23 protein-coding genes are annotated in these 25,460 nt (G+C 75.7%); 13 read left to right on the top strand and 10 right to left on the bottom strand.

The window, feature by feature from the left end; genetic code table 11:
* Positions 1-66: 66 nt before the first annotated feature.
* Positions 67-411 carry a thioredoxin family protein gene (locus tag ACQKM2_RS00115; protein ID WP_427704591.1) on the bottom strand — a complete coding sequence of 115 codons (345 nt, stop codon included), beginning with the start codon at positions 409-411 and terminating at the stop codon, positions 67-69.
* A gap of 116 nt (positions 412-527) precedes the next feature.
* Here ACQKM2_RS00115 and ACQKM2_RS00110 point away from each other — a divergent pair, with 116 nt between their 5' ends.
* The 4 genes from ACQKM2_RS00110 to ACQKM2_RS00095 all read left to right on the top strand — a co-directional run bounded on the left by ACQKM2_RS00110 (position 528) and on the right by ACQKM2_RS00095 (position 4,513).
* Entirely contained in the window at positions 528-797 is a 270-nt protein-coding gene (locus ACQKM2_RS00110) for a hypothetical protein (RefSeq protein WP_427704589.1), read from the top strand.
* Between the two features lie 281 nt (positions 798-1,078).
* Complete coding sequence (locus ACQKM2_RS00105; protein WP_427704586.1) at positions 1,079-1,438, top strand: YciI family protein; 360 nt, start codon at positions 1,079-1,081, stop codon at positions 1,436-1,438.
* Between the two features lie 76 nt (positions 1,439-1,514).
* Entirely contained in the window at positions 1,515-2,762 is a 1,248-nt protein-coding gene (locus ACQKM2_RS00100; RefSeq protein ID WP_427705686.1) for an RNA polymerase sigma factor, read from the top strand.
* A gap of 29 nt (positions 2,763-2,791) precedes the next feature.
* Entirely contained in the window at positions 2,792-4,513 is a 1,722-nt protein-coding gene (locus ACQKM2_RS00095; RefSeq protein WP_427704583.1) for a serine/threonine-protein kinase, read from the top strand.
* 12 nt (positions 4,514-4,525) lie between these two features.
* Here the strand turns inward: ACQKM2_RS00095 and ACQKM2_RS00090 are convergent, their stop codons facing one another.
* The 4 genes from ACQKM2_RS00090 to ACQKM2_RS00075 all read right to left on the bottom strand — a co-directional run bounded on the left by ACQKM2_RS00090 (position 4,526) and on the right by ACQKM2_RS00075 (position 13,072).
* A complete protein-coding gene (locus ACQKM2_RS00090; RefSeq protein WP_427704581.1) occupies positions 4,526-5,998 on the bottom strand; it encodes a condensation domain-containing protein in 1,473 nt (490 codons plus the stop codon).
* 110 nt (positions 5,999-6,108) lie between these two features.
* On the bottom strand, positions 6,109-7,095 hold the full coding sequence (locus tag ACQKM2_RS00085; RefSeq protein WP_427704579.1) for an ABC transporter ATP-binding protein: 987 nt from the start codon (positions 7,093-7,095) through the stop codon (positions 6,109-6,111).
* Complete coding sequence (locus ACQKM2_RS00080; protein ID WP_427704577.1) at positions 7,092-9,839, bottom strand: hypothetical protein; 2,748 nt, start codon at positions 9,837-9,839, stop codon at positions 7,092-7,094. The genes ACQKM2_RS00085 and ACQKM2_RS00080 overlap by 4 nt, the downstream gene beginning before the upstream one ends.
* On the bottom strand, positions 9,836-13,072 hold the full coding sequence (locus ACQKM2_RS00075) for an FtsX-like permease family protein (protein ID WP_427704575.1): 3,237 nt from the start codon (positions 13,070-13,072) through the stop codon (positions 9,836-9,838). Before ACQKM2_RS00075 ends, ACQKM2_RS00080 begins: the two co-directional genes overlap by 4 nt.
* 227 nt (positions 13,073-13,299) lie before the next feature.
* Here ACQKM2_RS00075 and ACQKM2_RS00070 point away from each other — a divergent pair, with 227 nt between their 5' ends.
* Entirely contained in the window at positions 13,300-13,983 is a 684-nt protein-coding gene (locus ACQKM2_RS00070) for an ABC transporter ATP-binding protein (protein ID WP_427705684.1), read from the top strand.
* Here ACQKM2_RS00070 and ACQKM2_RS00065 read toward each other — a convergent pair.
* Positions 13,877-14,290 carry an STAS domain-containing protein gene (locus ACQKM2_RS00065; RefSeq protein ID WP_427704573.1) on the bottom strand — a complete coding sequence of 138 codons (414 nt, stop codon included), beginning with the start codon at positions 14,288-14,290 and terminating at the stop codon, positions 13,877-13,879. The two genes, ACQKM2_RS00070 and ACQKM2_RS00065, sit on opposite strands and share 107 nt — an antisense overlap.
* A gap of 113 nt (positions 14,291-14,403) precedes the next feature.
* Here ACQKM2_RS00065 and ACQKM2_RS00060 point away from each other — a divergent pair, with 113 nt between their 5' ends.
* Positions 14,404-15,309, top strand: a complete 906-nt coding sequence (locus ACQKM2_RS00060) for a hypothetical protein (protein ID WP_427704571.1) — start codon at positions 14,404-14,406, stop codon at positions 15,307-15,309.
* Between the two features lie 45 nt (positions 15,310-15,354).
* Here ACQKM2_RS00060 and ACQKM2_RS00055 read toward each other — a convergent pair whose 3' ends face one another.
* The 3 genes from ACQKM2_RS00055 to ACQKM2_RS00045 all read right to left on the bottom strand — a co-directional run bounded on the left by ACQKM2_RS00055 (position 15,355) and on the right by ACQKM2_RS00045 (position 17,924).
* A complete protein-coding gene (locus ACQKM2_RS00055; RefSeq protein ID WP_427704568.1) occupies positions 15,355-16,023 on the bottom strand; it encodes an HAD-IA family hydrolase in 669 nt (222 codons plus the stop codon).
* Between the two features lie 48 nt (positions 16,024-16,071).
* The gene (locus ACQKM2_RS00050; protein ID WP_427704566.1) at positions 16,072-17,082 is read right to left on the bottom strand and encodes a hypothetical protein; all 1,011 of its coding nucleotides are present in this window, start codon (positions 17,080-17,082) and stop codon (positions 16,072-16,074) included.
* A gap of 92 nt (positions 17,083-17,174) precedes the next feature.
* Positions 17,175-17,924, bottom strand: coding sequence for a GntR family transcriptional regulator (locus ACQKM2_RS00045; RefSeq protein ID WP_427704564.1), 750 nt, complete (start codon positions 17,922-17,924; stop codon positions 17,175-17,177).
* A 221-nt stretch (positions 17,925-18,145) separates the two neighbouring features.
* Here ACQKM2_RS00045 and ACQKM2_RS00040 point away from each other — a divergent pair, with 221 nt between their 5' ends.
* The 5 genes from ACQKM2_RS00040 to ACQKM2_RS00020 are packed head-to-tail and all read left to right on the top strand — an operon-like array spanning position 18,146 to position 22,878.
* A complete protein-coding gene (locus ACQKM2_RS00040) occupies positions 18,146-19,315 on the top strand; it encodes an ABC transporter substrate-binding protein (protein WP_427704562.1) in 1,170 nt (389 codons plus the stop codon).
* Positions 19,315-20,220: an ABC transporter permease gene (locus ACQKM2_RS00035; protein ID WP_427704559.1), complete on the top strand. Its 906-nt coding sequence runs from the start codon at positions 19,315-19,317 to the stop codon at positions 20,218-20,220. Before ACQKM2_RS00040 ends, ACQKM2_RS00035 begins: the two co-directional genes overlap by 1 nt.
* Positions 20,208-21,107 carry an ABC transporter permease gene (locus ACQKM2_RS00030; protein WP_427704556.1) on the top strand — a complete coding sequence of 300 codons (900 nt, stop codon included), beginning with the start codon at positions 20,208-20,210 and terminating at the stop codon, positions 21,105-21,107. The genes ACQKM2_RS00035 and ACQKM2_RS00030 overlap by 13 nt, the downstream gene beginning before the upstream one ends.
* A 5-nt stretch (positions 21,108-21,112) precedes the next feature.
* Complete coding sequence (locus ACQKM2_RS00025) at positions 21,113-22,213, top strand: ABC transporter ATP-binding protein (RefSeq protein WP_427704553.1); 1,101 nt, start codon at positions 21,113-21,115, stop codon at positions 22,211-22,213.
* Positions 22,210-22,878, top strand: coding sequence for an HAD family hydrolase (locus tag ACQKM2_RS00020; protein WP_427704550.1), 669 nt, complete (start codon positions 22,210-22,212; stop codon positions 22,876-22,878). Before ACQKM2_RS00025 ends, ACQKM2_RS00020 begins: the two co-directional genes overlap by 4 nt.
* Here the strand turns inward: ACQKM2_RS00020 and ACQKM2_RS00015 are convergent.
* The gene (locus ACQKM2_RS00015) at positions 22,859-23,338 is read right to left on the bottom strand and encodes a hypothetical protein (protein ID WP_427704547.1); all 480 of its coding nucleotides are present in this window, start codon (positions 23,336-23,338) and stop codon (positions 22,859-22,861) included. The two genes, ACQKM2_RS00020 and ACQKM2_RS00015, sit on opposite strands and share 20 nt — an antisense overlap.
* A 66-nt stretch (positions 23,339-23,404) precedes the next feature.
* Here ACQKM2_RS00015 and ACQKM2_RS00010 point away from each other — a divergent pair, with 66 nt between their 5' ends.
* Together ACQKM2_RS00010 and ACQKM2_RS00005 are read left to right on the top strand one after the other, a co-directional pair.
* Entirely contained in the window at positions 23,405-24,511 is a 1,107-nt protein-coding gene (locus ACQKM2_RS00010) for a DUF2330 domain-containing protein (protein ID WP_427704544.1), read from the top strand.
* 13 nt (positions 24,512-24,524) lie between these two features.
* The gene (locus tag ACQKM2_RS00005) at positions 24,525-25,364 is read left to right on the top strand and encodes an alpha/beta fold hydrolase (protein ID WP_427704542.1); all 840 of its coding nucleotides are present in this window, start codon (positions 24,525-24,527) and stop codon (positions 25,362-25,364) included.
* Positions 25,365-25,460: the final 96 nt, after the last annotated feature.

Raw genomic sequence — 25,460 nt, 5'->3', positions numbered from 1 at the left:
ATCACCCCAGATCAGGGGATCTTCACGGGCTTGGCGTTGTTCTTTCGGCGGGTACTACTGGGACCCCTACAGGTGCGCGTCCAGGAAGGCCCGCAGCTCCGCCCGACCCATCGGTCCCGCGTGCGCCGCCACCGCCTCGCCGGACCGCAGCAGCACCACCGTCGGGGCGCCCGTCACCCCGTGGCGCCGCACCGTCGCGGGACAGCGGGTGATGTCGGCGCGCACGGCGGTGAACCGCGCGCCGTACTCCGTGCCCTGGGCCAGCTCCGCGACGAGGGAGTCCAGCTCGCGGCAGGCCTCGACGGCCTTGGGCCAGGTGCCCGTGAAGTACGCCAGGACCGGCCCCGGCGCCATCCCGGTGATGAAGTCGAATTCCTGGTCCTCCAGGGGCCGGTGTACCCGACTGGCCATGGGTGGTGCTCCTCGGTTCGCGTACGGCGTGGCCCGCCAGCCTATGGGGTGCCGCGCGGGCCCCCTCCCGCGGATCACGGTGCCCCGTTGTCAGTGGCGGCTGTGAAGCTGGGCCCATGGACCACAGGATGCCGCGCCGCCGCGTCTACGGCGCCGACCACGAAGACCCCGACCCGGGCCCGCGCCCCGGCCACGCGTACGGCGAGCTCGTGGGCGGCCCCCTCGACGGGCTCCTCCTCGACGTCACCGGCTGGGGCGCCGACCGGCTGGCCGAAGAGGCACGCCTGCCGACCGAGATAGGCCGCTACGGGACGGGCGGCCGCGCCCACTACCGCCGGCGGGACTCGGACCCGGGCCGCTGGGACTGGGCCGGCGACAGCCGCTAGCGCCGGGGAGCCCTCCGTGTTCCGCTCGGAGACGGCGGACGGCGAGGTTCCGCGCGGAGACGGCGGACGGCGAGCCCCCGGACCGCCGACGTGTGACCGGGGGCTCTGCCCCTCCCTTCGGCCGCCGGGGTCCGACCGGATGCGGCGGCGGGGCGCCCGGTGGCCGGTTCCGCGCGATCTCCGAAGAATTTTCCGGAGAGCTGTCGATCCGGGCGCCTCCCGTTCGACGCACAGGTGAGAGGCGGGGGAAAGGCCCCCGCCCTCACGACCGAGGAGTCACCATGCCGCGCTTCCTGACGCTGATCCGCATCGACGAGCAGAACCTGACCCCCGAGACCCCCTTCCCGGCCGACTTCGAGGAGCGCATGGGCGCCCTGATGGAGGAGATCACCAAGGCCGGCGTGATGCTCGACACCGCCGGGCTTCTCCCCACCTCCGAGGGCACCCGCGTCACCTGGTCGGGCGGGAGGACCACCTTCACCGACGGCCCCTTCACCGAGACCAAGGAAGTCGTCGGCGGATACGCCTTCCTCCAGTGCAAGGACAAGGCCGAGGCGCTGGAGTGGACCAAGCGGTTCCTGGAGACCCACCCGGCGGAATGGACGGTCGGCGCCGAGGTCCGCGAGGTCCAGGAGATGTGACCCGGCCGCGGCCCGCACCGGGCGCCGCGTTTGCCACGCCCCGCCACGGCTGCTCTGATGGGTGGCCGTGACGGCGGTGAACGCGGCCCGGGCGGTCGAAACGGTGTTCAGGATCGAGTCCGCGCGGATCATCGCCGGCGTCACCCGCATCGTGCGGGACGTCGGGATCGCCGAGGAGATCGCACAGGACGCCCTGGTCGCCGCCCTCGAACAGTGGCCGCGGGACGGGGTCCCCGACCGGCCCGGTGCCTGGCTCATGGCCACCGCCAGGCACCGGGCCGTCGACCTCGTCCGCCGCAAGGAGACCTACGCCCGCAAGCTCGCCGAGGTCGGCCGCACCCTGGAGGACGTACCGCCCCCGCCCGAACCCGCCGAACCCGACGACATCGACGACGACCTGCTGCGCCTGGTCTTCACCGCCTGCCACCCGGTGCTCGGCACCGACGCGCGCATCGCCCTCACCCTGCGCCTGGTGGCCGGACTCACCACCCAGGAGATCGCCCGCGCCTTCCTCACCTCCGAGCCCACCGTCGCCCAGCGCGTCGTCCGGGCCAAGCGGACCCTCGCCAAGGCCGGGGTGCCCTTCGAGGTCCCCCGCGGAGCCGACCGCGAACAGCGCCTCGCCTCCGTGCTGGAAGTCATCTACCTCGTCTTCAACGAGGGCTACTCGGCCACCGCCGGCGACGACCTGCTGCGCCCCGCCCTCTGCGAGGACGGCCTGCGCCTGGCCCGCGTACTGGCCGCCCTGATGCCCGATGAGCCCGAGGTCCACGGACTCGCCGCGCTGCTGGAGTTCCAGGCCTCCCGCACCGCCACCCGTACCGGCCCCGACGGCGAGCCCGTCCTGCTCGCCGACCAGAACCGGGCCCGGTGGAACCGGCTGCTCATCCGGCGCGGGGTGGCCGCCCTGCACCGGGCCGGCAGCGGCCCCTACGCCCTCCAGGCCGCCATCGCCGGCTGCCACGCGGCCGCCGTGCGCTACGAGGACACCGACTGGCGGACCATCGCCGCCCTCTACGACGGGCTCGCCCGGCAGCTGCCCTCCCCGGTGGTCGAGCTGAACCGGGCGGTCGCCGTCTCCATGGCCGAAGGCCCCGCCGCGGCCCTGCCGCTCGTCGACGCCCTCGCCCGCGAGGACGCCCTGCGCTCCTACCACCTGCTGCCGAGCGTACGCGGGGACCTGCTGGAGCGGCTCGGGCGCGGCCCCGAGGCCCGCGCCGAGTTCGAGAGGGCGGCCGCCCTCACCCGCAACGCCCGCGAACGGGACCTGCTGCTGGCCCGCGCCGCCGCCCTCGGCAAGAAAAGCCCAGCCCAGGGTGATTGACGGCCCGTCATGCCGCTTAGGCTGACCCGGTGATCAACGGCGACGACGACATACTCACCCCGCTCGGCCCCCTCGACCCGCACCAGACGGCCGGCTACCGGCTGCTGGCCCGGATCGGCGAGGGCGGTATGGGCACCGTGTACCTCTCCCGCACGCGCGGCGGGCAGCCCGTGGCGTTCAAGGTGATCCGCCGCGAGTACGGCGAGGACCCGGACTTCCGGCGCCGCTTCGAACAGGAGGTCCGCGCGGCCCGCCGGGTGCAGGGCTACCACCTGGTGCCCGTCGTCGACCACGACACGACCGGGCCGCTCCCCTGGATCGCCTCGGAGTTCGTGCCCGGGCTCTCGCTCGCCGACGCGCTCACCGGGCACGGGCCGCTGCCCCTGCCCGCGGTCTTCCAGCTGGTCGGCTGCACCGCCCGGGCCCTGGGCGCCATCCACGCGGCGGACGTCGTCCACCGCGACCTCAAGCCCGCCAACATCCTCCTCGGCTCGACCGGCCCGTACGTCATCGACTTCGGCATCGCGCGGGCTGCCGACACCACCCAGCTGACGCGCAGCGGCGGAGTGGTCGGCACCCCGCAGTACATGTCGCCCGAACAGGCCCTGGGCGAGCCCGTCACCGCAGCCGCCGACGTGTTCTCCCTCGGCCTGATCGCGGCCGTCGCGGCGACCGGACGGCACCCCTACGGCGAGGGCGGCGCCACCACCCTCGCCGTACGGATCGCCAACACCGAGCGGTCGGCGCCCGATCTGAGCGGCTACCCGGAGCCGCTGCGGAGCCTGCTGGAACACACCCTGACCGCCGATCCGGCCCAGCGCATCACCACCGAGGAAGTGGCGGAGCTGTGCGAACGGGCGGCGGGCCGGCCGCTGCGCGCGTTCGACGGCTGGCTGCCGGCACCGCTCATGGACCGGATCGCCCGCCGGGAAGCGGCCGCCGCACACCCCCCGCAGCCCGCTCGGGCCCAGGGCGCCACCCCCACGGAACCCGACGCCGGCGCGTACCGGTCCGGGCAGCCCACGGTGACGGCCCCGCCGAGGCCCTCCACGCCCCCCGGCCCCGGCCACCCGCCGCGGCCCGCCGCACCGCCCCTGGCGCCGCCCGCACGGTCCGCGCGTCCCGCGGTCCTGGCCGGCGGGGGAGTCCTCGCCGTCGCCCTCACCGCACTCGTGACCTGGGCCCTCGTCAGCCCCGACGGCGGTACGCCCACCGCCGACGGCCCCCCGGCGGGCGGTGCCCGGACCGGCGGCGCCGCCCCGGCCTCCCCGCAGTCCACCGCCAAGGCCACCGGCACCACCGCGCCCAAGCCGCCCGCGTACACGCTCCTCTTCGAGGACAAGCCCTTCACCCTGCGCGCGCCCGCCGCCAACACGGGCACGCACGTCGACCTGGACGCACCGAAGCTGATCCCCGGCGGGAAGATCGGCCAGACCGCCGGCATGGAACTCACCTACCAGGACTGGGGAGACTCGGACCTGCGCTTCCTCACCCCCATGGGCAGGAGCAGCGGCACCACCCCCGAGGCGTGCAGGGCCGGGGCCGACACCGACACCCTGCCGACCCGGCTCCCCGAGAAGGAGCTGAAGCAGGACGGGATGCTCACCAAGGGCACGGTCCTGTGCACCGTCACCAGCGAACGCAACCTGGCCATGCTGCGGATCACCGACGTCCAGCCCCACTCGGGAACCGGCCTCTCCCGGGACATGCCCGACTACGTCACCACACTGACCCTCTGGAAGATCGGATGACGGGACCGGCCGTCACCGGGCTCCCCTGACCGGTGACGGCTGCCGCTCGGGCCGCCGGGGAGCCGTCAGCGCCACGGGCCTGCGGAAGCCGCCGGTGCGCGTGACGCTCTGCACGGTGAGCCGCAGCGCCTCCTGGAAGTCGCCCATCGTGCGCCGCGCGGCCGGGGTGTCCACGTACAGCGAGTTCATGTGCAGCCCGTCCGAGTCCCGCTGGAACCACGAGCAGGTCCCGTTCGCCCGCGCCGACCACACGTGCGTCGCGGGCCGCCACTCGTCGTGCCGGTCGGCGCCCCGGCAGCGGCGCATGTCGATGTACGAGAAGAAGTTCACCGGGTACGGCCAGGAACGGCCGGCGAACTCCTCGGGCGCCAGCAGCTGCCAGGCCCGTACGAACGGCACGTCCAGGTGGCGCATCATCTCGCTGAACCCCGCCCGGACTTCGCCCATGACCTGGGCGAAGTCCTTGCCCGGCGAGGCGTCGAACTCGATCGGCAGCGTGTTGACGAACCAGCCCACCGAGTTGTTCCAGTCCTCCCGACCGCGCTCGCTGACCGGCATGAACCCCCGGTACACCCCGGGCCCGCCCGCCTCGCGCAGACACACGCCCACCGAGCCGAGCACCCCCATGAACGGCTTGCCGCCCGCCTGCCCGCACACCTTCTCGAAGACCTCGGTCTCCGCCGCGTCCAGCAGCGTGGACGCCTCGTTCACGATCGGGTACATCCGGTCCGGCTCCACGCCCAGCTCCAGCGGGAAGCGGGGGAAGAACTCCCCGCCGCGCTCCGCGAACGACTTCCAGTAGCCGAGGCGCTCGTCCTCCGCCCCGATCGACAGGTAGCGGCGGCGCTGCGCGTCGGCGAAGTCCAGGTAGCTGGGCGCGGGCGGCAGCACCGGCTCCTCCCCGCGCCGCAGCGCCTCGTAGCAGGTCAGCACGTCGTGGACGACGACCGGCATCGACATGCCGTCGCAGACGATGTGGTCGAAGGCGAGGTACACCGTCGCGGAGTCCGGGCGCAGCACCGCGCCCATCGTGAACAGCGGCCACGCCAGGGTGTCGATGCTGCGGGTGAACCGCTCGGCGAGGAACTCGCGCTGGCGCTCCACGTCGTCGAACTCGGCGACGTGGCGGGCCTCCAGGGAGAGGGCCTCGGGCGCGAGGGGCTCGCAGGACAGCTCCCCGGCCAGCCGCCGGAACTCGCAGCGCAGCACCTCGTGCCGGCGGACGAAGCGCAGCAGGGCTCCGGCCAGGGCCGGCTCGTCCAGGGCTCCGTCGATCTCGAAGGTGACGGCCACGTAGGACGCCATGGGGTCGTCGTCCGCGCGGCTCTCCTCGGCGACGGTGAAGTGCTTGTCCTGGTTGAAGGACGCCTTCTTGCCCTCCTCGTCACCCCGGTCCGGTCCCTGCCCTCCGGTGGCGGCCCGCAACCGCCACTCGACCAGGCGCCCCGGCTCCATGTGGTGCATCTGCAGAGGAAACTGCCGCATTACGTCATCCCTTCGCCCCCCGGTTCAGCCCCGAGCCCCTAACGACACCCGGGCCGCGGAAGTGACGCCCGAACCCCCGGCGCCGGTCGCCACGGTGAACGCGGCGGCTCCTAGGAGGCGTCGTCCGGCCCCTCGCCGGCCGGCCCGTCGGCGTCGTCGCGCCGGACCTCGATGCGGTCGGCGGCCAGGTCGACGGCGACGCGGTGCTCCATGCCCAGCGCCTCCAGGAACTTGTGCGGCAGCTGCACCCGGCCGGTGCGGTCCAGCATCACGTACTCCCGCTCGCTGACCGACTCCGTGCCGTGCTCGTCGGTCACCGTGCGGCGCAGCACCTCGCTGCTGGTGCGGCCGTCGCGGATGGCCACCGTACGGCGCACCTCGCCCGCCACCATCGGGTCGTGGGTCACGATGACGACGGTGGCGCCCAGCTCCCGGTTCACGGTGCGGAAGGCCTCGAAGACGGCCGCACCGGTCTCGGAGTCCAGCTCGCCGGTCGGCTCGTCGGCCAGCAGCACCGCCGGGTCGTTGGCCATGGCCACGGCGATGGCCACCCGCTGCTGCTGCCCGCCGGACAGCTCGGCGGGGCGGCGGCCGCCGAGGTCGCCGATCTCCAGTGCCTCCAGCAGTTCCGCGGCCCGCGCCGACTGCCGGGCCCGGGCGCCGCGCCCGCCGCCCTTCAACTGCATGGGCAGGGCGATGTTCTGAGCTGCCGTCAGGAACGGCAGCAGGTTGCGCGCGGTCTGCTGCCAGACGAACCCCACCGTCTCGCGCCGGTAGCGCAGCCGGTCCCGCGCGGACATCTCCAGCAGGTCGTAGCCGCCGACGGTCGCGGTGCCGGCCGTGGGCACGTCCAGCCCCGCGAGGATGTTCAGCAGGGTGGACTTGCCGCTGCCGGAGGCCCCGACCAGCGCCACCAGGTCCCCCTGGGCCACCGTCAGCTCCAGCCCCTGCAGCGCCTGCACCTCGACGCCGTCGCTGGTGAAGATGCGTACCAGGCGGTCGCAGGCGATGGCCGTGCCGGCGGCGTGCCGGCGCGGTGCGGCGGCCGCCAGGGCCTGGCGCCGGAGTTCCTCGTACGTGGGCGCTTCGGTGTTCAACGTCGGTCTCCCGCTCTCAACTCGGTGGTGATCTGACGCCGGCCGTTCACCGCCGCCTCCGCGAGCACGGCCGCGGCCACCAGCCCCGCCAGGCCCAGCGCCTGTACGAGCACCGGCCGCAGACCCGGCCCCAGCCCGGCCGGCACCGTGGCGCCGACCAGCGTCGACAGGTCGACCGACGGGCCCAGCAGGGCGATCGCGGCGACCGCCGTCAGGGCGCCGCCCAGCGGAGCCGCCAGCACCTGCGGCAGCGACTCAGTCAGTACGAGCACCACCCCCTGCCGGGGCCGCAGGCCCATGGTCCGCAGCCTGGCCAGCAGCGCGCCCCGCTCCGGGGCGGCCCGTACTAGGGTCAGCAGAACGGCCAGCAGCGCGAAGCCGGCCGCTGCGGCCAGGGAGCCCCAGAACAGCTGCGCGGCCGCGTGCTGGAGGGGGTCGCCGGCCAGCTTCGCGGCGACCGCGGCGCTGGTGTGCACGAAGGTCCGCTCGGCGACGGGGGCCGGTGCGTGGGCGCGGACGAGTGTGCGCAGCCGCTCCTCGTCGACCGGGCCCAGGGCGAACCAGTGGTTCGGCCGCGTGGCCTCGGGCACCCGCGCGGTGACCGGCTGGGCCGGGATCACGACGACCGCCGCCTCCGCGGACGGCTCCGCCGGGGTCCCCTCGACCAGGCCGACGGGCCGGGTCCGCAGCTCCACACCGCCCGCGACACGGATCCGGAGCTCGCCCCCGGAGCCCTTCCCGACGAGGTTCTTGCTGATCAGGACCGGGACGGGAGCGTCCGCACCGCCGCCCGCGGCCAGCCGGGAGGGGTCGAACCGGCCCCGGCCGGCGGCGTCGGACAGCGCCGCGTAGGCCGCCGGATCGGCGACCACGGCCCTGACCCGGGTGCCGACCAGGTCGTCCGACATCAGGAAGGCGTCCCGGTCGGTCCACACCCCCAGGGAGCTCCGCACCCCGGGCAGTGCGCCCGCCGCCCGCAGGAACTCCGGCGTCAGGACCTCCCTGGGCGGGGCCGACACGTGGGCGTCGCCCCCCACGTCGCCGCGCGCCGCCTGCAGGCGGGACCCGTCCACCGCGGCCAGTACGGCCGACCCGAACCCGCCCGTGGTCACCGCCAGCAGCAGCGCGACCAGCGGCAGTACGGACGGCCGCGCGCCCCCCGCGCTGCCCCGCGCGGCGCGCGCGAGCCCGAGGAAGCCGGTCAGCCCGCGCCCGCGCCCCGCGGCCCGGGCCGCCAGCCGCGCCAGCGGGGGCAGCAGCCGGGCCAGCAGCAGCCCCCCGGACAGTGCGATCAGCAGCGGGGCGGCGACGAGCAGCGGGTCCAGCCCGGCCCCCGCCGGGGCGACCCCGCGCCGGCGGACCTCGGCGACGGCGGCCGCGGTGGCGGCGAGGACCAGCAGCTCCGCCACCAGCCTGCGCCGGGGCGCGGCCGCGCGCCGGGCCGACAGCAGCACGAAGGCCCGTACCGGGAAGGCCAGCAGGGCCGCGAGCGTGACGGCCCCGGCCGCGATCAGGGAGGGCGCCGACCGGGGGGCCGGCAGCAGCAGTACCCCGAGCGCCGCGGCGAGCGCGGCGGCGGGCAGCACGGTGACGGCACTCTCGCCCAGCAGCCGGCGCAGGACGCCCGCGCGGGAGCCGCCCCGGGCGAGCAGCAGGGCCAGTTCGGTCGCCCGCCGGTCCCCGGTCAGCCCGGCGGCCAGGCAGAACACCACCAGGGCGACACCCGCCACACCGGCCGGTCCGATCGCGGCCAGTGGCGCGGCGGCCTGCCGACGGGCCTCGGCGGCCGCGAACAGCTTCGGCAGCTCGGAGGTGATCCGGATGTCGCCGCGGCCGGTGTCGGTGAGCAGCCGGTTGGCGGTGGGGCCGGACACGTACGAGGCGATCTGCTCGGCGACCTCGGACAGCCGGTCGGTGCGCAGGGCGCCGGTGTCCACCGGCAGCCGCCAGAAGTCCGTGGAGCGGGTGCCCCAGCCCGCCAGCCGGCCGATCCCCTCGGGGCCGACCAGGGCGGACGTGTCCCACCAGGACTTCTCCTCCATCTCGTCCCACCTGAGACAGGCTTGCAGGAGGCAGGTGTCGCCGGTGTCGGTCCAGTAGACGTCGGCGGGGTCGGCCGGGGTGAACAGGCCGACGACCTCGATGCCCATCGGCAGGGCGATGCCCGAGGAGCCCTCCAGGACCGAGCCGACCTTGGCACCGATCGTGTCGGCGGCGCGCTTGGACAGGACGACCGGGACGGTCCCCTCGCCGCCGCCGGACGGCCAGCGCCCCTCGACCAGCCGGCTGTGGGCGGCGAGCTGGGGCAGGTGCAGCAGGTCCAGGTTGGGCGCGATGTCCGAAGGGCGGACGAGCCCGGGGCCCGTCAGGGAGCGCGAGTCCTTCGCGCGCACCCCGTACACGGGGCCGGAGTCGGCCAGCCCGTATCCCGGCCCGATGGCGGCGCGCAGGGCGTCCAGCGTGTGTTCCAGGTCACCCGCGGGGTCCTCGCGCCGCGAGGTCTGGGCGGTGGCGACGAGGCTGGTCGCGGCCGGGCCCTGCTCGACCAGGTAGGCGCGCAGGGCCCGGTCGGCGCCCCGGTCGAGGGCGCGCGGCAGCGCGGTGGCCAGCAGGACGGAGACGAAGACCAGTACGGCCGACAGGAGCGTGGCCAGGGGAGCGGCGCGCAGCCGCGTCCGCACCCAGCCGGCCCCGCCGCGGCCCCTGGGCGCGGTGGTACGGGGGTCGGTGGTCGGGCCGGTCATATCTCCTCCACGTGGCGCAGGCGGGCGGCGGCGCCCCGGGACGTGCGGTCGCCGCGCCCGCCCACCACCGCGGACAGCAGCGGGACGGCGGCGATGGCGGCGGCCAGGAGCAGGGTCCGCAGGCCCGGCAGGTCCACGAGGACCTCCGGGACCGGGCGCCGCGCGGCCGGGGTGAGCACCGTCAGAGGCACCGTCAGGTGCACGATGGCCGCGCCCACCGCCAGGCCGACCGCGGTCCCGAGCAGGACGAGGACCAGGCCCTCGGCGGCGGCGGCCCGGGCCAGGCCCCGCCGGGGCGCTCCGAGGGCCAGCAGGATCGCGGACTCCCGGGCCCGCCCGCGCGCGGCCGCCGCCGAGGAGGCGGCGAAGCCGATGGCGGCCAGCACGGCGCAGGACAGGGCGAGGGCGGCCAGCGCGATGCGGGGGCCGGCGCTCAGCGGGTCGTCCAGCAGCCCGGCGGCCACCTCCTCGCGCAGCAGCAGCCGGTGGGAGCCGGCGCCGGCGCGCAGTTCGGCGGCGGCCCGCGCGGGCACGGGGTCGGCGGCGGAGGATGCGGGCAGCCACCACTCGTCGGCGGCCGGCAGGGCCCGCCCGTCCGTGGCCGCGAGGAGCCGTCCGGCGGTGGCGAGGTCGACGGCCACCGCGCGTTCGCCGGCGGCGGGCAGCGCCGCGACGGCGGCGGTGACCCGCACCGGGACGGTGGCCGAGCCGAGCTGCACCGGGATCCGGTCGCCGACCCGGGCGCCGACGGCGGCCAGGTAGGCGCGGGTGGCGACGCCCGGCAGCTCGGCGGGGGCCGGGCCGGTGGTGAGGCTGAGGTCGTAGCTCCCCACGGGGGCGCCCGCGTACCGCAGCCGCAGCAGCGCCCCGTCGGCCGGCAGCAGCCGGGCGGCGGGGGCGTTCCCGTTCGGCACCGGGGACACCAGGTTCCAGGCGGGCGCGGGAGTCTGGACGGGGACGGCCGGCCCGTCCGGGGTCTGCGCGACCGAGACCCGGCGCAGTGCCACCTCCGCCTCGACCGGGGCCTGCGCGTCGGGCTGGTACCAGGCCCTGTCGGACCCGTACGACAGGGCGAGCCCCGCGACGGACAGGGGTTCGGCGGCGGTTCCGAGCGGTGCCCCGGCGAGCTTGGCCACGTCCACGGAGAAGGTGTGCTCGCCGTTCTCCGGCAGCGCCTCGCCCGGCGCCCGGTAGGTCAGCCCGAACCTGTCGCGCAGCAGGAGGCCCAGCCGGGGGGAGCCGCTCGCGCCGACGGCCCGTACCGACACGTCGACGTCGATCCGCTGGGGCCGGCCCGGCAGGACGATGCCGGCGCTGCCGGGGGCGTCGACGGCGAGCGGGGCGAACAGCCCGTCCATGGGCCGCCCGTCCCGCAGGTCGGAACGGAGCGGCACCCGCCGGGCGACGGCGGCGGCGTCCAGCGCGAGCAGTTCCCCGTCCGCCCCGCCCGGCAGCCCGTGGGCCGAGCGCACCACCGGGATCACCCGGTCGCCGCCCGGCAGGGACGCGTACCGTCCGGCCCGGCCGGCGGCGGCGACCTCGCTGCCGGTGACCCGCAGGCCCCCGGCGGTGGCGAACTCCGCCTGGTCGCGCTGCGAGGCGGACCAGGCGGTGTGGTGGCCGAGGGCGAGGACTCCGCTGGCCACCGACAGCACCAGCAGCAGGACCGGCCCGGTGGCCCGCCCCGGGCGCCGGGCGAGCTGCCAGCCCACGAGCGCCGGGCCGAGCCCGCGGCCCCGGGCGGCGATCCGGCCGCCGAGCCGCGCCGCGAACGGCAGCAGCCGCAGCACGAGGAGGGTGCCCGCGCACAGCGCCAGGGTGGGGGCGGCCACCAGCACCGGGTCCACGCCGAGTCCGTCGCCCGGGCCGGCCGGGGCGCCGCTGTAGCGGTCGAGCTGGCGGTAGGCCAGGACCGCCAGCGCCACCACCGCGAGGTCCAGTCCGGAGCGGGCCGCCCCCGAGACCACGGCCGCGCGGCGCCCGGCCCGCCGCAGCACGGACGCCGCGGCCCCGCGGAGCACGGCGGGCAGGGAGGTCAGCAGGACGCACGCGAGCGCGCAGGCCGCCGCGGCCGGCCACAGCAGCCACGCCCCGCCGGTCTCGACGGGGGCTTTGGACAGCGGCCCGTAGTGGCCGGCGAGGCGCAGCAGCGGCGGGGTGAGCAGCGGGGCCAGGACCGCCGAGGGCAGGGCGAGCAGCAGCGCCTCGGCCGCCGACAGCATCCCGAGCCGGCGGCGGGAGGCGCCGCGCGAGGTGAGCAGGACCCGCTCGGGCTCCTGGAGTTCCGTCAGCAGGTGGGCGACCAGCAGCAGGGCGGCCCCGGCGAGGACGGCCAGCTGGAGCGCGCCGACCAGCAGGGTGGAGCGGGCCACCCGCTGTCCCGTCTCCAGCGCGGCGGTGTAGTCCCTGAGTCCGGTGGTGACCGTGAGGCCGGCGGGGCCCTTGGTGTCGGTCTCCGGTGCCAGGGGGCGCAGCCGGCGGAGGTCGGCGGCGCGGGCGGCGCGGAAGTCGGGGCTCAGCAGCGTGGCGCGGCTGTTCTGGACCAGGGCGCCGCCGGTGAAGGCGGCGTCGTGCACGAGCAGCGGCCCGTAGCTGGTGAAGGAGCCGACCTGTACCTCGCGGCCGCCGAGCGGATCGAGCCGCCAGTACGGCGAGTCCGGTTCGGCCGCCCGGTAGACGCCGGTGACGAGCACGTCCAGCGGCGCCCCGCCGTAGCGGTCCTCCAGCCGTACCTCGGCGGGCAGGGCCTGCGGGTTCAGGCCGAGCCGGTTCAGCGCGGCCTCGGGCGCGGCCACCGGTATGCGCCCGGGGCGGTCCCCGACGGCCTCGGGCCAGCGGCCCGCGAGGAGCCGTGCGCGGCCGGGGTCGAGGGCGGCGAGCAGGGTGAGGTCCGGCTCCCGGCCGGGGGTGCGGGGGCCCGGCAGCCCGTACGAGCGGCTGCGGGCCACGTTCTCGACGCCGACGGGCACGGTCCCGAACAGGCCCTCGGCGAAGCCCCGTACGGCCGCGTCGTCGCCGGCCCGGGCGGTCAGCGCGTGCTCGCCGGTGAGGACCACGGCGGTGCTGGACCGTCCGGCGGGTCCGGTCAGCGCCTGTCGCAGGCCGGCGTCCCCGACGCCCCGGGTGAACGCCAGCAGCGCGGTCAGCGTGGTCGTGGTGATGAGCGCGGTGAGCAACACGGCGGCGGCGAGCGGCAGTCGCCCGCGCAGCCGGCGCACGACGAAGCCGATCATGTGCCTGTTCCTTCCCCCGAACCGGACCCAAGGCACCGGATAGCGGACGATGCTGTCAGATTCGGTCCGAGAGAGGAAGGTACTTGCGTGATTGATGTGACAGATGAGCAAATTCGGTCGCGAAGGTAGCGAACAGCGCGCCGGCCGAGGGGGATCCCACCATGACGCAGCAACCGGACCGACAGCCCGCGGCCGAGGGGGCCGGCCCCGGGGACGCCGCACCGCCCATGATGGCCGTGCGCGACCTGCGCCGGAGCTTCGGCAGCGGCGCGAACGCCGTACACGCCCTGCGCGGGGTCTCGTTCGAGGCGCGGCGCGGCGAACTCACCGCGCTCAAGGGCCGGTCGGGCTCCGGCAAGACCACCCTGCTCAACCTGGTCGGCGGCCTCGACACCCCCAGCGGCGGCACCGTCGAACTCGACGGCACCGACCTCTCCACCCTCGACGAGAACGGCCTGCTCGCACTGCGCCGCGACCGGATCGGCTTCGTGTTCCAGTCGTTCGGACTGATCCCGGTCCTCACCGCCGCCGAGAACGTCGGCGTCCCCCTGCGCATGCGCAAGGTCCCGGCACAGCAGCGCGAGGAACGCGTCCGCACCCTGCTGGCCCTGGTCGGCCTCGCCGAACACGCCGAACAGCGCCCCGGGGAGCTCTCCGGCGGTCAGCAGCAGCGCGTCGCCCTGGCCCGGGCGCTCGCCAACGAACCCGCCCTGATCATCGCCGACGAGCCCACCGGCCAGCTGGACTCGGAGACGGGCCGCTCCGTCATGCGGCTGCTGCGGGCGGTCGTCCGCAGCGAGGGCGTCACGGCCCTGGTCGCCACCCACGATCCGCAGCTGATGGAACTCGCCGACCGGGTGGTCGAGTTGCGCGACGGCCGGATCGTCGAGCCGGCCGGGGCGGACCGCTGACCGGCGGCAGCGGGGCCCGCACCCGGTCCCAGATCTCCAGCAGCAGGCGCACCGACCGCGAGGCGGCGGCCAGCTCCCAGCGGCGGCCGCCGCGGGACCACCGCTCCAGGACGTCCAGCAGGGCCGAGTCGCAGAACTCGACCTCCGCCGCGTCGAGGACGAGGAGCCGGGCGCCGAGGGCGGCGGCCCCGTCGAGGAGGACGTGCAGCGGGGCGCAGCTGTAGTGGTCGAACTCCCCGGCCAGGCTGACGGAGAGGACCCCGTCGCGGACCGTGGAGCGGATGCGGGGGAGCGGCGGGCCGTTCACGCCCCTCCAACGGGCCGCGCCCGGGACGGGAACCGGCGGCCCGGCGCCATTCACCCGCGTGGCCGCGGGGCGCGGGTGCCCCGGGCGGCCGGCCATGGCGGACAGTGGGGCGCGTGGATGCCGATGCGGAACTGGATCTGGACGAGATCGTGGACGCGCTGTACCTGCCCCACCCGGCCGGGTTCACGGCGGCGCGGGACGAGGCCGCGGCCCGGGTGAAGGAGGCCGGGGACCCGGCGGCGGCCAAGCGGATCGCAGCCCTGCGGCGGCCGACGCTCGCGGCCTGGGCGTCCAACACGCTGGTGCGGGCCAAACCCGACGAGACCGAGCAGTTCCTCCAGCTCGGGCAGACCCTGCGGGCGGCGCACCGCTCCCTGGACGGGGAACGGCTGCGGGACCTCTCGCACCAGCAGCACGTGGTGATCGGGGCCCTCGCGCGGGAGGCCGCGCGGCTGGCCGAGGAGGCGGGAAACCCGGTCTCCGAGCCGGTGGTGAGGGAGCTGGAGCAGATCCTGCACGCGGTCCTCGCCGACCCGGACGCGGCCGGGGAGTGGGCCTCGGGCCGACTGGTACGGGCCCCCGCGCCGGTGTCGGAGTTCCCGGCGGTCGACCCGGACGCGGCCCTGCCGCCCGCGCCCCCCGGCCCGGAACCGGAATCGGAACCGGAACCCGTCGCGCCGGAGCCCGCCGCCCCGCCCGGGCCCGCCGACGACCCCGCCCGCGCGGCCCGGCTCGCCACTGCCCGGGCCGCCGCCGAGGACGCGGCGTGGGCCGTCTCCGCCCGCGAGGAGGAGCTGCGCCTGGCGGAGGAGGCCCGGCAGCACGCCGTGGCCCGCGCGGCGGACGCCGACGCCGCCGTGGAGCGCCTGCTGGGGGAGGCCGAACGGGCACGGGCCGCGCGGGACACGGCGTACGCGGCGGTCTCCGAGGCGGAGGCCCGCCACCGCGAGGCCGACCGGGCGGCCCGCGCGGCCCGCCTCGCGGCGGCCGCCGCCCAGCGCCGCCTGCGCCGGCTCTAGGGGGTGTTGCGAAAGTCCCGCACGGCGCCCACGGGACGGGTCAGGTCACGCCGGGCGGTCGGTGAGGGGGTCCGAAGCGAAGGCGAGGATGTCGCCGACCGCTTCGCGCAAGGTGGCGAAGTGGCGGTGCACTCCGTCCACCGCCGCGGCCGTGTTGACGCCCCACACCGTCATCCCGGCCCGCAGTCCGGCCTGCACGCCGGACGGGGCGTCCTCGATGACCAGGCAGTCCTCGGGCCGGGCCCCGAGCCGCGCGGCCGCCAGCAGGTACGGCACCGGCGACGGCTTGCCCTCCTCGACGGCGGCCGCGTCCACCACGACCTCCGGTACCGGCAGGCCCGTCCGCGCGAAGCGGCCGCGCACCCGGTGCTCGTAGTTCGACGTCACCAGCGCCCAGCTCCCGGGCCGCAGGGCCGCGAGCAGTTCCGAGCCGCCGTCGAAGGCCCCGTAGACGCCGCTGCGGACGTCCTCGTCCTCCAGCGCGTGCAGTGCGGCGAGGCACTCCTGAGGGTCCCGGTCCGGAGCCACCTGCGCGAAGGTCTCCACCGGCCGGGTGCGCAGCGCCACCCGGTGGACCTCGTCGGGGTCCAGGCCGTGGCGCCGCGCCCACGTCCGCCAGACCAGGCGCTGGTTGTCCAGGGCGTCGATCAAGGTGCCGTCGACATCGAACAGGACGTACTTCGCCGCACCGGACGGGCGGGGTTCACTGATCATGTGCCGATCATGCCAAGACCCTGAGCGGGCGGTTCCCGGCGGGCGGCGCTACCGCATCCGCTGACCCGCCGGCGGGGCCGGTGGCTGGGCCGGGATGCCGGCGCGGGGGGCCGCGCGGCCGGCCACCGGCATCAGCTGGCCGGTCGCCGCGAGGGCGAGGCGGGAGAACAGGGTGCCCGAGAAGCCGAAGAGGAGGGCGATGGCCAGGGCGATCGGCCGGGCGGGCGCCCCCCAGGAGTTGTCCAGGAACACCTGGCCCAGCAGGTTCAGCTCGGGGTCGGCGAGCATCCGCACCAGCAGCAGCCCGCCCGGCGCGGCCAGCGCACCGCCGACCGGCGCCAGTACGAGCACGCCCCAGGACGCGGGCCGCTGCGCCCGCATCACGCCGACCAGCGGTGACAGGAACCCGCCCAGCCCGCCGAGGAGCAGCGACAGGCGGTGGTCGAGCACCAGGCCGATCAGCAGGACCGCGCCGAGGCCGATGAGCGCCAGCCACAGGGCGATCCGCTGGAGCTCGTACTCCCGCTCGAAGGCCTCGTCCTCCTGCCGGGACAGCTGCTCGGTGACGGCGATCAGCAGGGCCCGCTCGGCGGCGGGGTCGCCGGGGCGCGGAGTCAGCTCCGCCGCGAGCCGGCCGAGCGCCGGGTCGTGGTCCGAGGCGAGCCGCAGCCGCAGGGCGTGCACGCGCAGGGCGATCTCCTCGGGCGCCTCCAGCCGCAGCAGCTGGCTCTCGGCCTCGTGCAGCACCCGCCAGGCGGAGGCGAGTTTGGAGAGCGGGATGGCGACCACCCAGCGCCGGGGGAGCAGCCGCCAGGCGACCTGCCCGTTCCGTTCGAGCCGGTCCAGCCGTTCGGCGACCGCCCCGAGCGCGGCGGACTCACCCGCCGGCCCGGCCGCGCACACCGCGATCCGGGCGCGGCAGTCGTGGATGCGGGCCTGGAGCATGCGGTAGCGGGGAGCGGCGATCAGACCCCGGCTGGTGATGTACACCACCACCAGATAGCAGCCGCAGACCAGCCACAGCGCCCAGCGCCCCTCCCGGACGAGGTACTCCGCCATGCCGACTCCCCTCCGCCGCCGGGCCGTTGCCCGGTGGCCACCGGCCCGGGGCCATCCTGCTACGCGCGGCGGGGTCCTGTCAGAGGTTCGGATCAGCGGTCGGTGCCCGGGTGCCGCTCCAAGGGGGTTGCTACCGCCGAGTTGCTCACACTGAAGGTGACGCTGCCCGCTCGGTAGCGGTCGTCGGACCACTCGATCGGGCGCCCCGATCGGGTGGCCGAGACGTGGCGTTGGCGCAGCAGCGGGCTGCCGCGCCGGATCTCCAGCAGGCGGGCGTCCTCGCTGCCGGCCGGGAGGGCGTCGATGAGGTGCTCGCCGTAGTGGGCGGTGATCCCGGCGTCCGCCGCCAGGCTGTCCATCACCGAGCGGCAGTCCTCCGGAAGGGCCTCGACGGCCGCCGCGACCCAGTCGGCGTACGCCGTCCGCTCCACCATCGTGGGCTCCCCGTCGAGCAGCCGCAGCCGCAGTACGGCCAGCACCTCCGTGCCCGGTGCCAGGGCGAGCCGCTCCGCCTCCTCCGCCGTCGCCGGCCGCCGGGTCCGGGACAGGAACCGGCTGCGGGCCTCGTGCCCGACCCCCTCGGCCCACTGCGCGAAGCTGTTCAGCTCCCCGAAGCTGTGCCGGCGCTCGTGGCGCAGGACGATCCTGCGGGCGCCCTGGCTGGAGCCGATCAGCCCCTCGGCGGCGAGGGTCGCGACGGCCTGGCGGACCGTGCCGCGCGAGGCCGACCAGCGGGCCGCGAGGTCGCTCTCCGAGGGCAGCCGGGCGCCCACCGGGTACTCGCCGGACAGGATCGCCGCCCGCAGGGCCTCCGCGATCTCCAGATACCGGACCGTCCCCATGCCGTTCGCCCCCTGATCGCCGTGTGCTCCTGATCGACTCATGATCATCCCAACAGGTTCTGTCACGACTTCTTCCGGCCATTCTCGGGTCTTCGTCGAGCCGTGCTCCGCGGTCCAGCCCCCGTTCACCGGCCGTACAGGCGGCCCGGGCGAACTGGAGCCAACTTGTTCAGACAAGTGATGCCTGGCAAGTGAAACCCCCTTCGTCTCCGGGAGAGACCGTGTTCAGTTCCTCCGCCCGTCGCGGTGCGGCCGTTCTGCTCGGCGCCGCGATCCTCACCACGCTCAGCGCGTGCGGCGCCGCTCCTGACCAGCCCGCCGCGGGCACCGCGGCCGACGGCAAGGCCAAGGCCCAGCCGGCCACCGCCGCCTCGGTCGCCGACCTCGGCGGCATGGAGGCCCTCGTCGCCGCCGCCGAGAAGGAGGGCAAGCTCAACGTCATCGCCCTGCCCCCGGACTGGGCCAACTACGGCGAGATGGTCAAGGCCTTCCAGGCCAAGTACCCGAAGGTCAAGATCTCCAGCGAGAACCCGGACGCCTCCAGCTCCGACGAGATCGCCGCCGTCAAGACCCGCAAGGGCCAGGACCGCGCCCCCGACGTCCTCGACCTCGGCATCGCCTTCGCCCGCAGCGGAGCCGCCGAGAACCTCTTCGCCCCCTACAAGGTCACCGCCTGGGACAAGATCCCCGCCTCCCAGAAGGACGCCGACGGCCGCTGGTACAACGACTACGGCGGCTACGTCTCCATCGGCTGCGACGCCGCGAAGATCACCAACTGCCCGCAGACCTTCGCCGACCTCCTCAAGCCCGAGTACAAGGGCAAGGTCGCCCTCAACGGCAACCCCACCAAGTCCGGCTCCGCCTTCGGCGGCGTCTACGCGGCCGCCCTCGCCAACAAGGGCTCCTTCGCCGACATCCAGCCCGGCATCGACTTCTTCGGACAGCTCCGCAAGAGCGGGAACTTCATCCCCGTCGAGTCCACCCCCGCCACCGTCGAGAAGGGCGAGACGCCCATCTCCATCGACTGGGACTACCTCAACGCCGGCTACGCCGAGCAGTTCAAGGGCAAGGGCGTCGACTGGAAGACCGTCGTCCCCACCGACGGCGTCTACGCCCAGTACTACTCGCAGGCGATCAACAAGGACGCCCCCCACCCGGCGGCCGCCCGCCTGTGGATGGAGTTCCTGTACAGCGCCGAGGGCCAGAACATCTGGCTGAAGGGCCACGCCCGCCCGGTCCTGCTCCCCGGCATGACCCAGGACGGCACCGCCGACAAGGACGCCGTGACCAAGCTCCCGCAGGTCCAGGGCACCCCCTCCTTCCCGGCCTCCGCCGAGCTCGACAAGGCCAAGGCCACCCTCGCCGAGAAGTGGGACAAGGCCCTCAGCTGATGTCCGCCCCCACCACCCCCCTCACGACGGGGACCGCCGGCGGCACCACCCCCCGCCGCCGGCGGCGCGGCCCGCGCACCTGGCTCGCCGCCCTCCCCCTCCTCGCCTTCACCGGCCTCTGCTTCGGCATCCCCCTCGGCGCCATCGCCTTCGGCGCGGTCACCCGCACCGACCCGGCCACCGGCGCCACCCAGGTCACCGGCGAGCACCTCGCACGCTCCCTCCAGGGCCCCTACCTCGGGTCCCTCACCGGCAGCGTCCAGCTCTCCGCCCTCACCGCCCTCCTCGGCGCGGTCCTCGGCGTCCTGGTCGCGCACGCGGTGGCCACCTCCCGCTCCACCGCCCTGCGCTCCGCGGCACTGACCGCCTCCGGCGTCCTCGCCAACTTCGGCGGAGTGCCGCTCGCCTTCGCCTTCATCGCCACCGCCGGGATCTCCGGGGTCGTCACCCAGCTCGCCGACCTCACCGGCCTCGGCTGGAACCTGTACTCCTTCACCGGCCTCACCGTGGTCTACCTGTACTTCCTCATCCCCCTGATGGTGATCGTGACCGTCCCCGCACTGGACGGACTGCGCCCCCAGTGGCGCGAGGCCGCCCGGAACAACGGGGCGAGCACCTGGCAGTTCTGGCGCCACGTCGGCCTGCCCGTCCTCGCGCCCTCCCTGCTCGGCGGGTTCGTCCTGCTCTTCGGCACCGCCTTCGCCGCCCACGCCACCGCGGCCGCCCTCGTCGGCGGCTCCGTGCCCCTGGTGACGCTGAAGATCGCCGACGCCCTCTCCGGCAACGTGCTCACCGGCCAGGAGAACGTGGCGCTCGCCCTCGGCCTCGACATGATCCTGATCGCCGGCCTGGTCATGGCGGTCTACCTGCCCCTCCAGCGACGGAGCGCCCGATGGCTGCGATGACCGAGACCGCCCCGCAGACCTACGCGGCCCCGGGGGCGGACGCCCGCCGGCGGCCCCGGCCGCGCGTCTGGCGCGGAGCCGTACTCGCCCTCGCCGGCGCGTACTTCCTGCTCCCGCTCATCGCCTCCTTCGTCTTCACCGTCCACGTCCCCGGCCAGGGCGTCACCTTCGAGGCGTACACCGAGCTGCTCGGCGCCGAGGGCTTCACCGAGAGCCTGCTGCTCTCCCTCGGCCTCGCCGCCGCGACCATCGCCCTGTGCCTGCTGCTCGCCGTGCCCGCGCTGATCGCCGTACGCATCGGCTCGCCGAGGCTGCGGCCCGTCGTGGAGGTGATGTGCACCCTGCCCCTGGTGGTGCCGCCCATCGCCCTGGTCACCGGCATCACCACCGTGCTGCGCTGGGGCCCCGAACACCTGTCGCGGACCCCGCTCTACCAGACCTTCCTGGCCGTCCAGAACGAGAAGTTCCCCGTCGTCCTGGTCCTCGCCTACACCGTGCTGGCCCTGCCCTTCGTCCACCGCTCCCTCGACGCGGGCCTGCGCGCCGTGGACGTCCCCACCCTGGTCGAGGCCGCCCGCAGCTGCGGCGCGAGCTGGCCCTACGTCGTCTGGCGGGTGCTGCTGCCCAACCTGCGGGCCTCGCTCGCCGGCGCGGCCTTCCTCACCCTGGCGCTGGTCCTCGGCGAGTTCACCATCGCCTCGCTGCTCGGCTTCAGGCCCTTCGCGGTGTGGATCGTCTCCATCTCCGGGGCCCAGGCCCGGATGTCGGTGGCCGTCTCCATCCTCAGCCTCCTCATCACCTGGCTGCTGCTGCTCGCCCTCTCGCGGGCCGGTACCACCCCGTCCACGACGGCCTCCGCCCCCGCCACCTCCCGCAAGGAGCCCTGACCCACATGTCCACCACCCTTCCCGCGCCCAGGAAGACGGCCGACACCGCCGCCGGCGGGGGCGCCCGCGTCGAATTCCGCGGACTGCGCCGGGCCTTCGGCACCACCGTCGCCCTCGACGGCCTCGACCTCACCGTCGAACCCGGCGAACTCCTCGCCCTGCTCGGCCCCTCGGGCTGCGGCAAGACCACCGCCCTGCGCGTGCTCGCCGGCTTCGAACAGCCCGACTCCGGCGAAGTCCTCGTCGACGGAGCGGACATCACCCGGGTCCCGGCCAACCGCCGCGACGCCGGGATGGTCTTCCAGTCGTACAGCCTCTTCCCCAACCTCAACGCCCGCGAGAACGTCGCCTTCGGCCTGCGGGTACGGAAGGTCCCCGCGGCCCGCCGCCGCGAACGCGCCGCCGAACTCCTCGACCTCGTCGGCCTCCCCGAGCACGGCGACCGCTACCCGCACCAGATGTCCGGCGGCCAGCAGCAGCGCGTCGCGCTCGCCCGCGCCCTGGCACTGCGCCCCCGCGTGCTGCTGCTCGACGAACCGCTCTCCGCGCTGGACGCCAAGGTACGGGCCGGCCTGCGCGAGGAGATCCGCAGGCTCCAGCTGTCCCTCGGCATCACCACCGTGTTCGTCACCCACGACCAGGAGGAGGCCCTGTCCATGGCCGACCGGGTCGCCGTGCTCAACGCCGGGAAGCTGGAACAGTGCGCCGCCCCCGCCGAGCTGTACGAGCGGCCCGCGACCCCCTTCGTCGCCGAGTTCGTCGGCACCATGAACCGGATCCCCGGCCGGCTCACCGGCTCCGGTGACGTCGAGGTCGCCGGCGTCCGGCTGCCCGTCGACGGCCCCGCCCCCGCCGCGGGGACCTCCGGGGTGCGGGTGCTGGTCCGCCCCGAGAACCTCACCGTGGCCGCCGACCCCGAGGGCGGTGCCACCGTGGTGTCCGCCTCCTTCTTCGGCGCCGTCACCCGCCTCCACCTCGACCTCGCCGACGGCACCCGGGTCAAGGCCGACCTGCCGTCCCGGGAGGCCGCCGAGCTGGCGCCCGGCGCACGGGCCCGCGTACGCCCGGTCGAGCGGCCCGTGCTCGTCGAGGCGGGCACCGCGTGAGGGCGGCACCGGCCGCCGTCCTCTTCGACATGGACGGCACCCTCGTCGACACCGAGGTGCTGTGGTGGCGGACCACCGAGGAGACCGCCGCCCGGCTCGGCCACGCGCTCGGACCGGCGGACGCCCCCGAGGTCGTCGGCCGCGCCGTCGCGGACACCGCCGCGCACCTCGTACGAGCCGCAGGAGCCGACGCCGAGGCGGCCGGGGCCGTGGCCGCCGAACTCACCGAGGGGTTCTTCCGCCGGGTCGCCGCCGGAGCCCCCGTCCGCCCCGGCGCCCGCCGGCTGCTGGCCGCCCTGCAAGCCGAAGGCGTGCCCTTCGCCCTGGTCAGCGCCTCACCCAGGCTGGTCGTCGACCAGGTCGTGACGGGCGCGCTGGCCGGGGTCCCCTTCGCCTTCACCCTGTCCGCCGACGACACCGACCGGACCAAGCCGCACCCCGACCCCTACCGGGCGGCCGCGGAGCGCCTGGGACTCGCGCCGGGGGAGTGCGTGGCGGTGGAGGACTCCCCGGACGGCGCCGCCTCGGCCGAGGCCGCCGGCTGCCCGGTCCTGGTGGTGCCCTCGCTGCTCGGCGTGCCGTCCTCGCCGGCCCGGACCTTCGCCGCCTCCCTGGAGGAGGTCACCCCGGCCCTGCTGGGCGGCCTCACGCGCACAGCGCGATGAGGTCCACGATGCCCTCGGCGTAGGCCGCCGACACCGAACCGGGCCGGCCCGCGAGGCCGCCGCGCAGCAGCGGCAGGCCGGCCCGGACGTGGGCGGCGCACTGGCCGTAGAGCCCCGCCTCGTACGGGGTCCCGTCGTCCTCCGAGTTCAGCAGCGCCAGCAGCGTCCACAGCAGGGCCTCGCGGGTCGCCAGCCGGGGCGGGCCGGCCGACCAGACCGCCATCAGCACCGCGCAGGCCGCCGGGGCCGGGGGCCACAGCCGCGACCGGGCGAAGACGTGCCCCTCCAGCGCGTGGTACGCCGCCGGGTGCCCCTCGGCCGCGTCCCACAGGGTGCCCTCCAGGTGCCCGGCCGAGCGGCCGCAGCCGCAGACGACGGACTCCCAGTCGTACCGCGCGATGGTCTCCAGCACGGCCCCGGGCACCAGCGGGCTGGTGCGCGGCTGTTCCTTCCCTCTCATGGGGCCCAAGTATGGGAGCGCGGGGGGAACCGGTCGAGATCCGGCCACGTCTGAGACCCCGTGCGGATGAAGAGAAGAGTCCTGTCCTTGCTGTTCGCCCTGCTCGCGACCCAGTTGGGGTCCTTGATCAGCCCCGCGTACGCGTGCGGCTGCGGGGCGATGATCCCCGAGGAGGCCTACCGGATCGGGGTCGACCGGGAGAGCTCCGTCGTGCGCTGGGACGGCCGGTCCGAAGAGATCGTCATGCGCTTCACCGTCGGCGGCGACGCCCGCCGCGCCGCGTGGATCATGCCGGTCCCCGGCCGGGCCACCGTGGAACTCGGCAACCCCGCCCTCTTCCCCCAGCTGACCGAACTCACCCGGCCCGAACGCAAGACCCGTACGTACTTCTGGCCGCGGGACCGGGACTGGCCCTTCTCCTCCGGGTCGGGGGACCGCGAGGTCGGCGCCGCCCCCGGCGCGGGCGCACCGGTCGGCGTGGTCGGCCGCGAGCGGCTCGGCGACTTCGACGTGGCCCGGCTGACGGCCACCGACCCCGAGGCGCTGCGCACCTGGCTGGAGGCCAACGGCTTCAAGATGCCCGACCGGCTCGCCCCCGAGCTGAAGCCGTACGTGGAGCAGAAGTGGGAGTACGTCGCCGTCCGCCTGGCCCCCCGGGAGCAGGACCGGAGCCTGCGCGGTGAACTCGACCCGCTGCGCATCCGCTTCGACAGCGCCCGCTTCGTCTACCCGATGCGGCTGTCCCGGCTGGCCCGGACCCCGCAGTCCCTCGGCCTGTACGTCCTCGGCGACCACCGGACGGAGCCCGCGTCCGCGATCGGCGGTGCGGCGCCCGAGGTGACCTTCGCCGGGAAGATCACCCCGGACGGCGCCCTCGGCGAGCTCACGGGGGGCAAGCCGGTCTTCCTGACCGCCATCGACCAGGGGTTCCCGGACCCGTCCCGCATCGACGGGGACCTCGAACTGCGCGCCACTGCCCGGGACACCCCCTTCCGGCGGGCCGTCTACCACGACGAGCTCCTCACGGCGGGCGGGGTCCCGGTCTGGCTGCTGACGGTGGGCGGCGTCGTGGCGGCCGTGGCGGCCGGGACCGTCCTGCCGGCGGTCCGCCGGCGCCGGCCGGCCCGCTCGGACGACCGGGGAATACCGCTTGACCTGCCGGGACGCGGCTGACAGGGTCCCGACGGTGATCACCTTCTCCGCCCACGACGGAACCCGCCTCGCTTGCCACGCCCGGGGCGAGGGGCCCCCGCTGATCTGCCTCCCCGGCGGCCCCATGCAGGACTCCGCCTACCTCGCCGGCCTCGATGGCCTCTTCCCGCGCCGCCGCACGGTCCGGCTCGACCTGCGCGGCACCGGCGGCTCGGCGTCCTGCGAGGACCCCGCCGCCTACCGCTGCGACCGGCTCGTCGACGACGTCGAGGCCCTGCGCGAGCACCTCGGCCTGGAGACCGTCGACCTGCTCGCGCACTCCGCCGGGGCGAACCTGGCCGCCCTGTACGCCGCCCGCCACCCCGGACGCGTCGGCCGGCTGCTGCTCGTCACGCCCAGCGTCTTCGCCGTCGGGATCACCGTCTCCGGGGAGGACCGGCTGGCGGCCGCCCGGCTGCGCGCCGCCGAGCCCTGGTTCGCCCCGGCGTACGCGGCCCTGGAGGAACTCGTCGCGGGCCGGGCCGCGGCCGGCACCTTCGAGGCCATCGCCCCCTTCTGGTACGGCCGCTGGGACGACGCCGCCCGCGCCCACCGGGCCGCCGAGGCGGGGCAGAAGAACCAGGAGGCCGCCGCCGCGTACGGGGCCGGGGGCGCCTTCGCCCCGGACGCCACCCGCGGGGCCCTCGCCGGGCTCGCCGCGCCCGTGCTGGTGCTGGCCGGGGAGGCCGACGTGGCGGCCCCGCCGCGCGCGACGGCGGCGTACGCCGCCCTGTTCCCGGACGCGGCCCTCACCGTCCAGCCGGGCGCCGGCCACTTCCCGTGGCTCGACGACCCGGAGGCCTTCGCCGCCGCGGTCGCCGCGTTCCTGGCCTAGGTGTATTGATCACGAGCGTTGTTGACAGTCGGCGGGTCTTGAACATGGCGAAGACCTCCGGTGTGGTGGGAGCTGTCTAGGAACTCACCGCACGGA

Origin of the sequence: Streptomyces sp. NPDC004126, from assembly GCF_050275515.1 — a bacterium.
Classification (GTDB): Bacteria; Actinomycetota; Actinomycetes; order Streptomycetales; family Streptomycetaceae; genus Streptomyces.
Note: the sequence above shows the minus strand (reverse complement) of the source record. Positions and strands in the feature narration are given on the sequence as shown.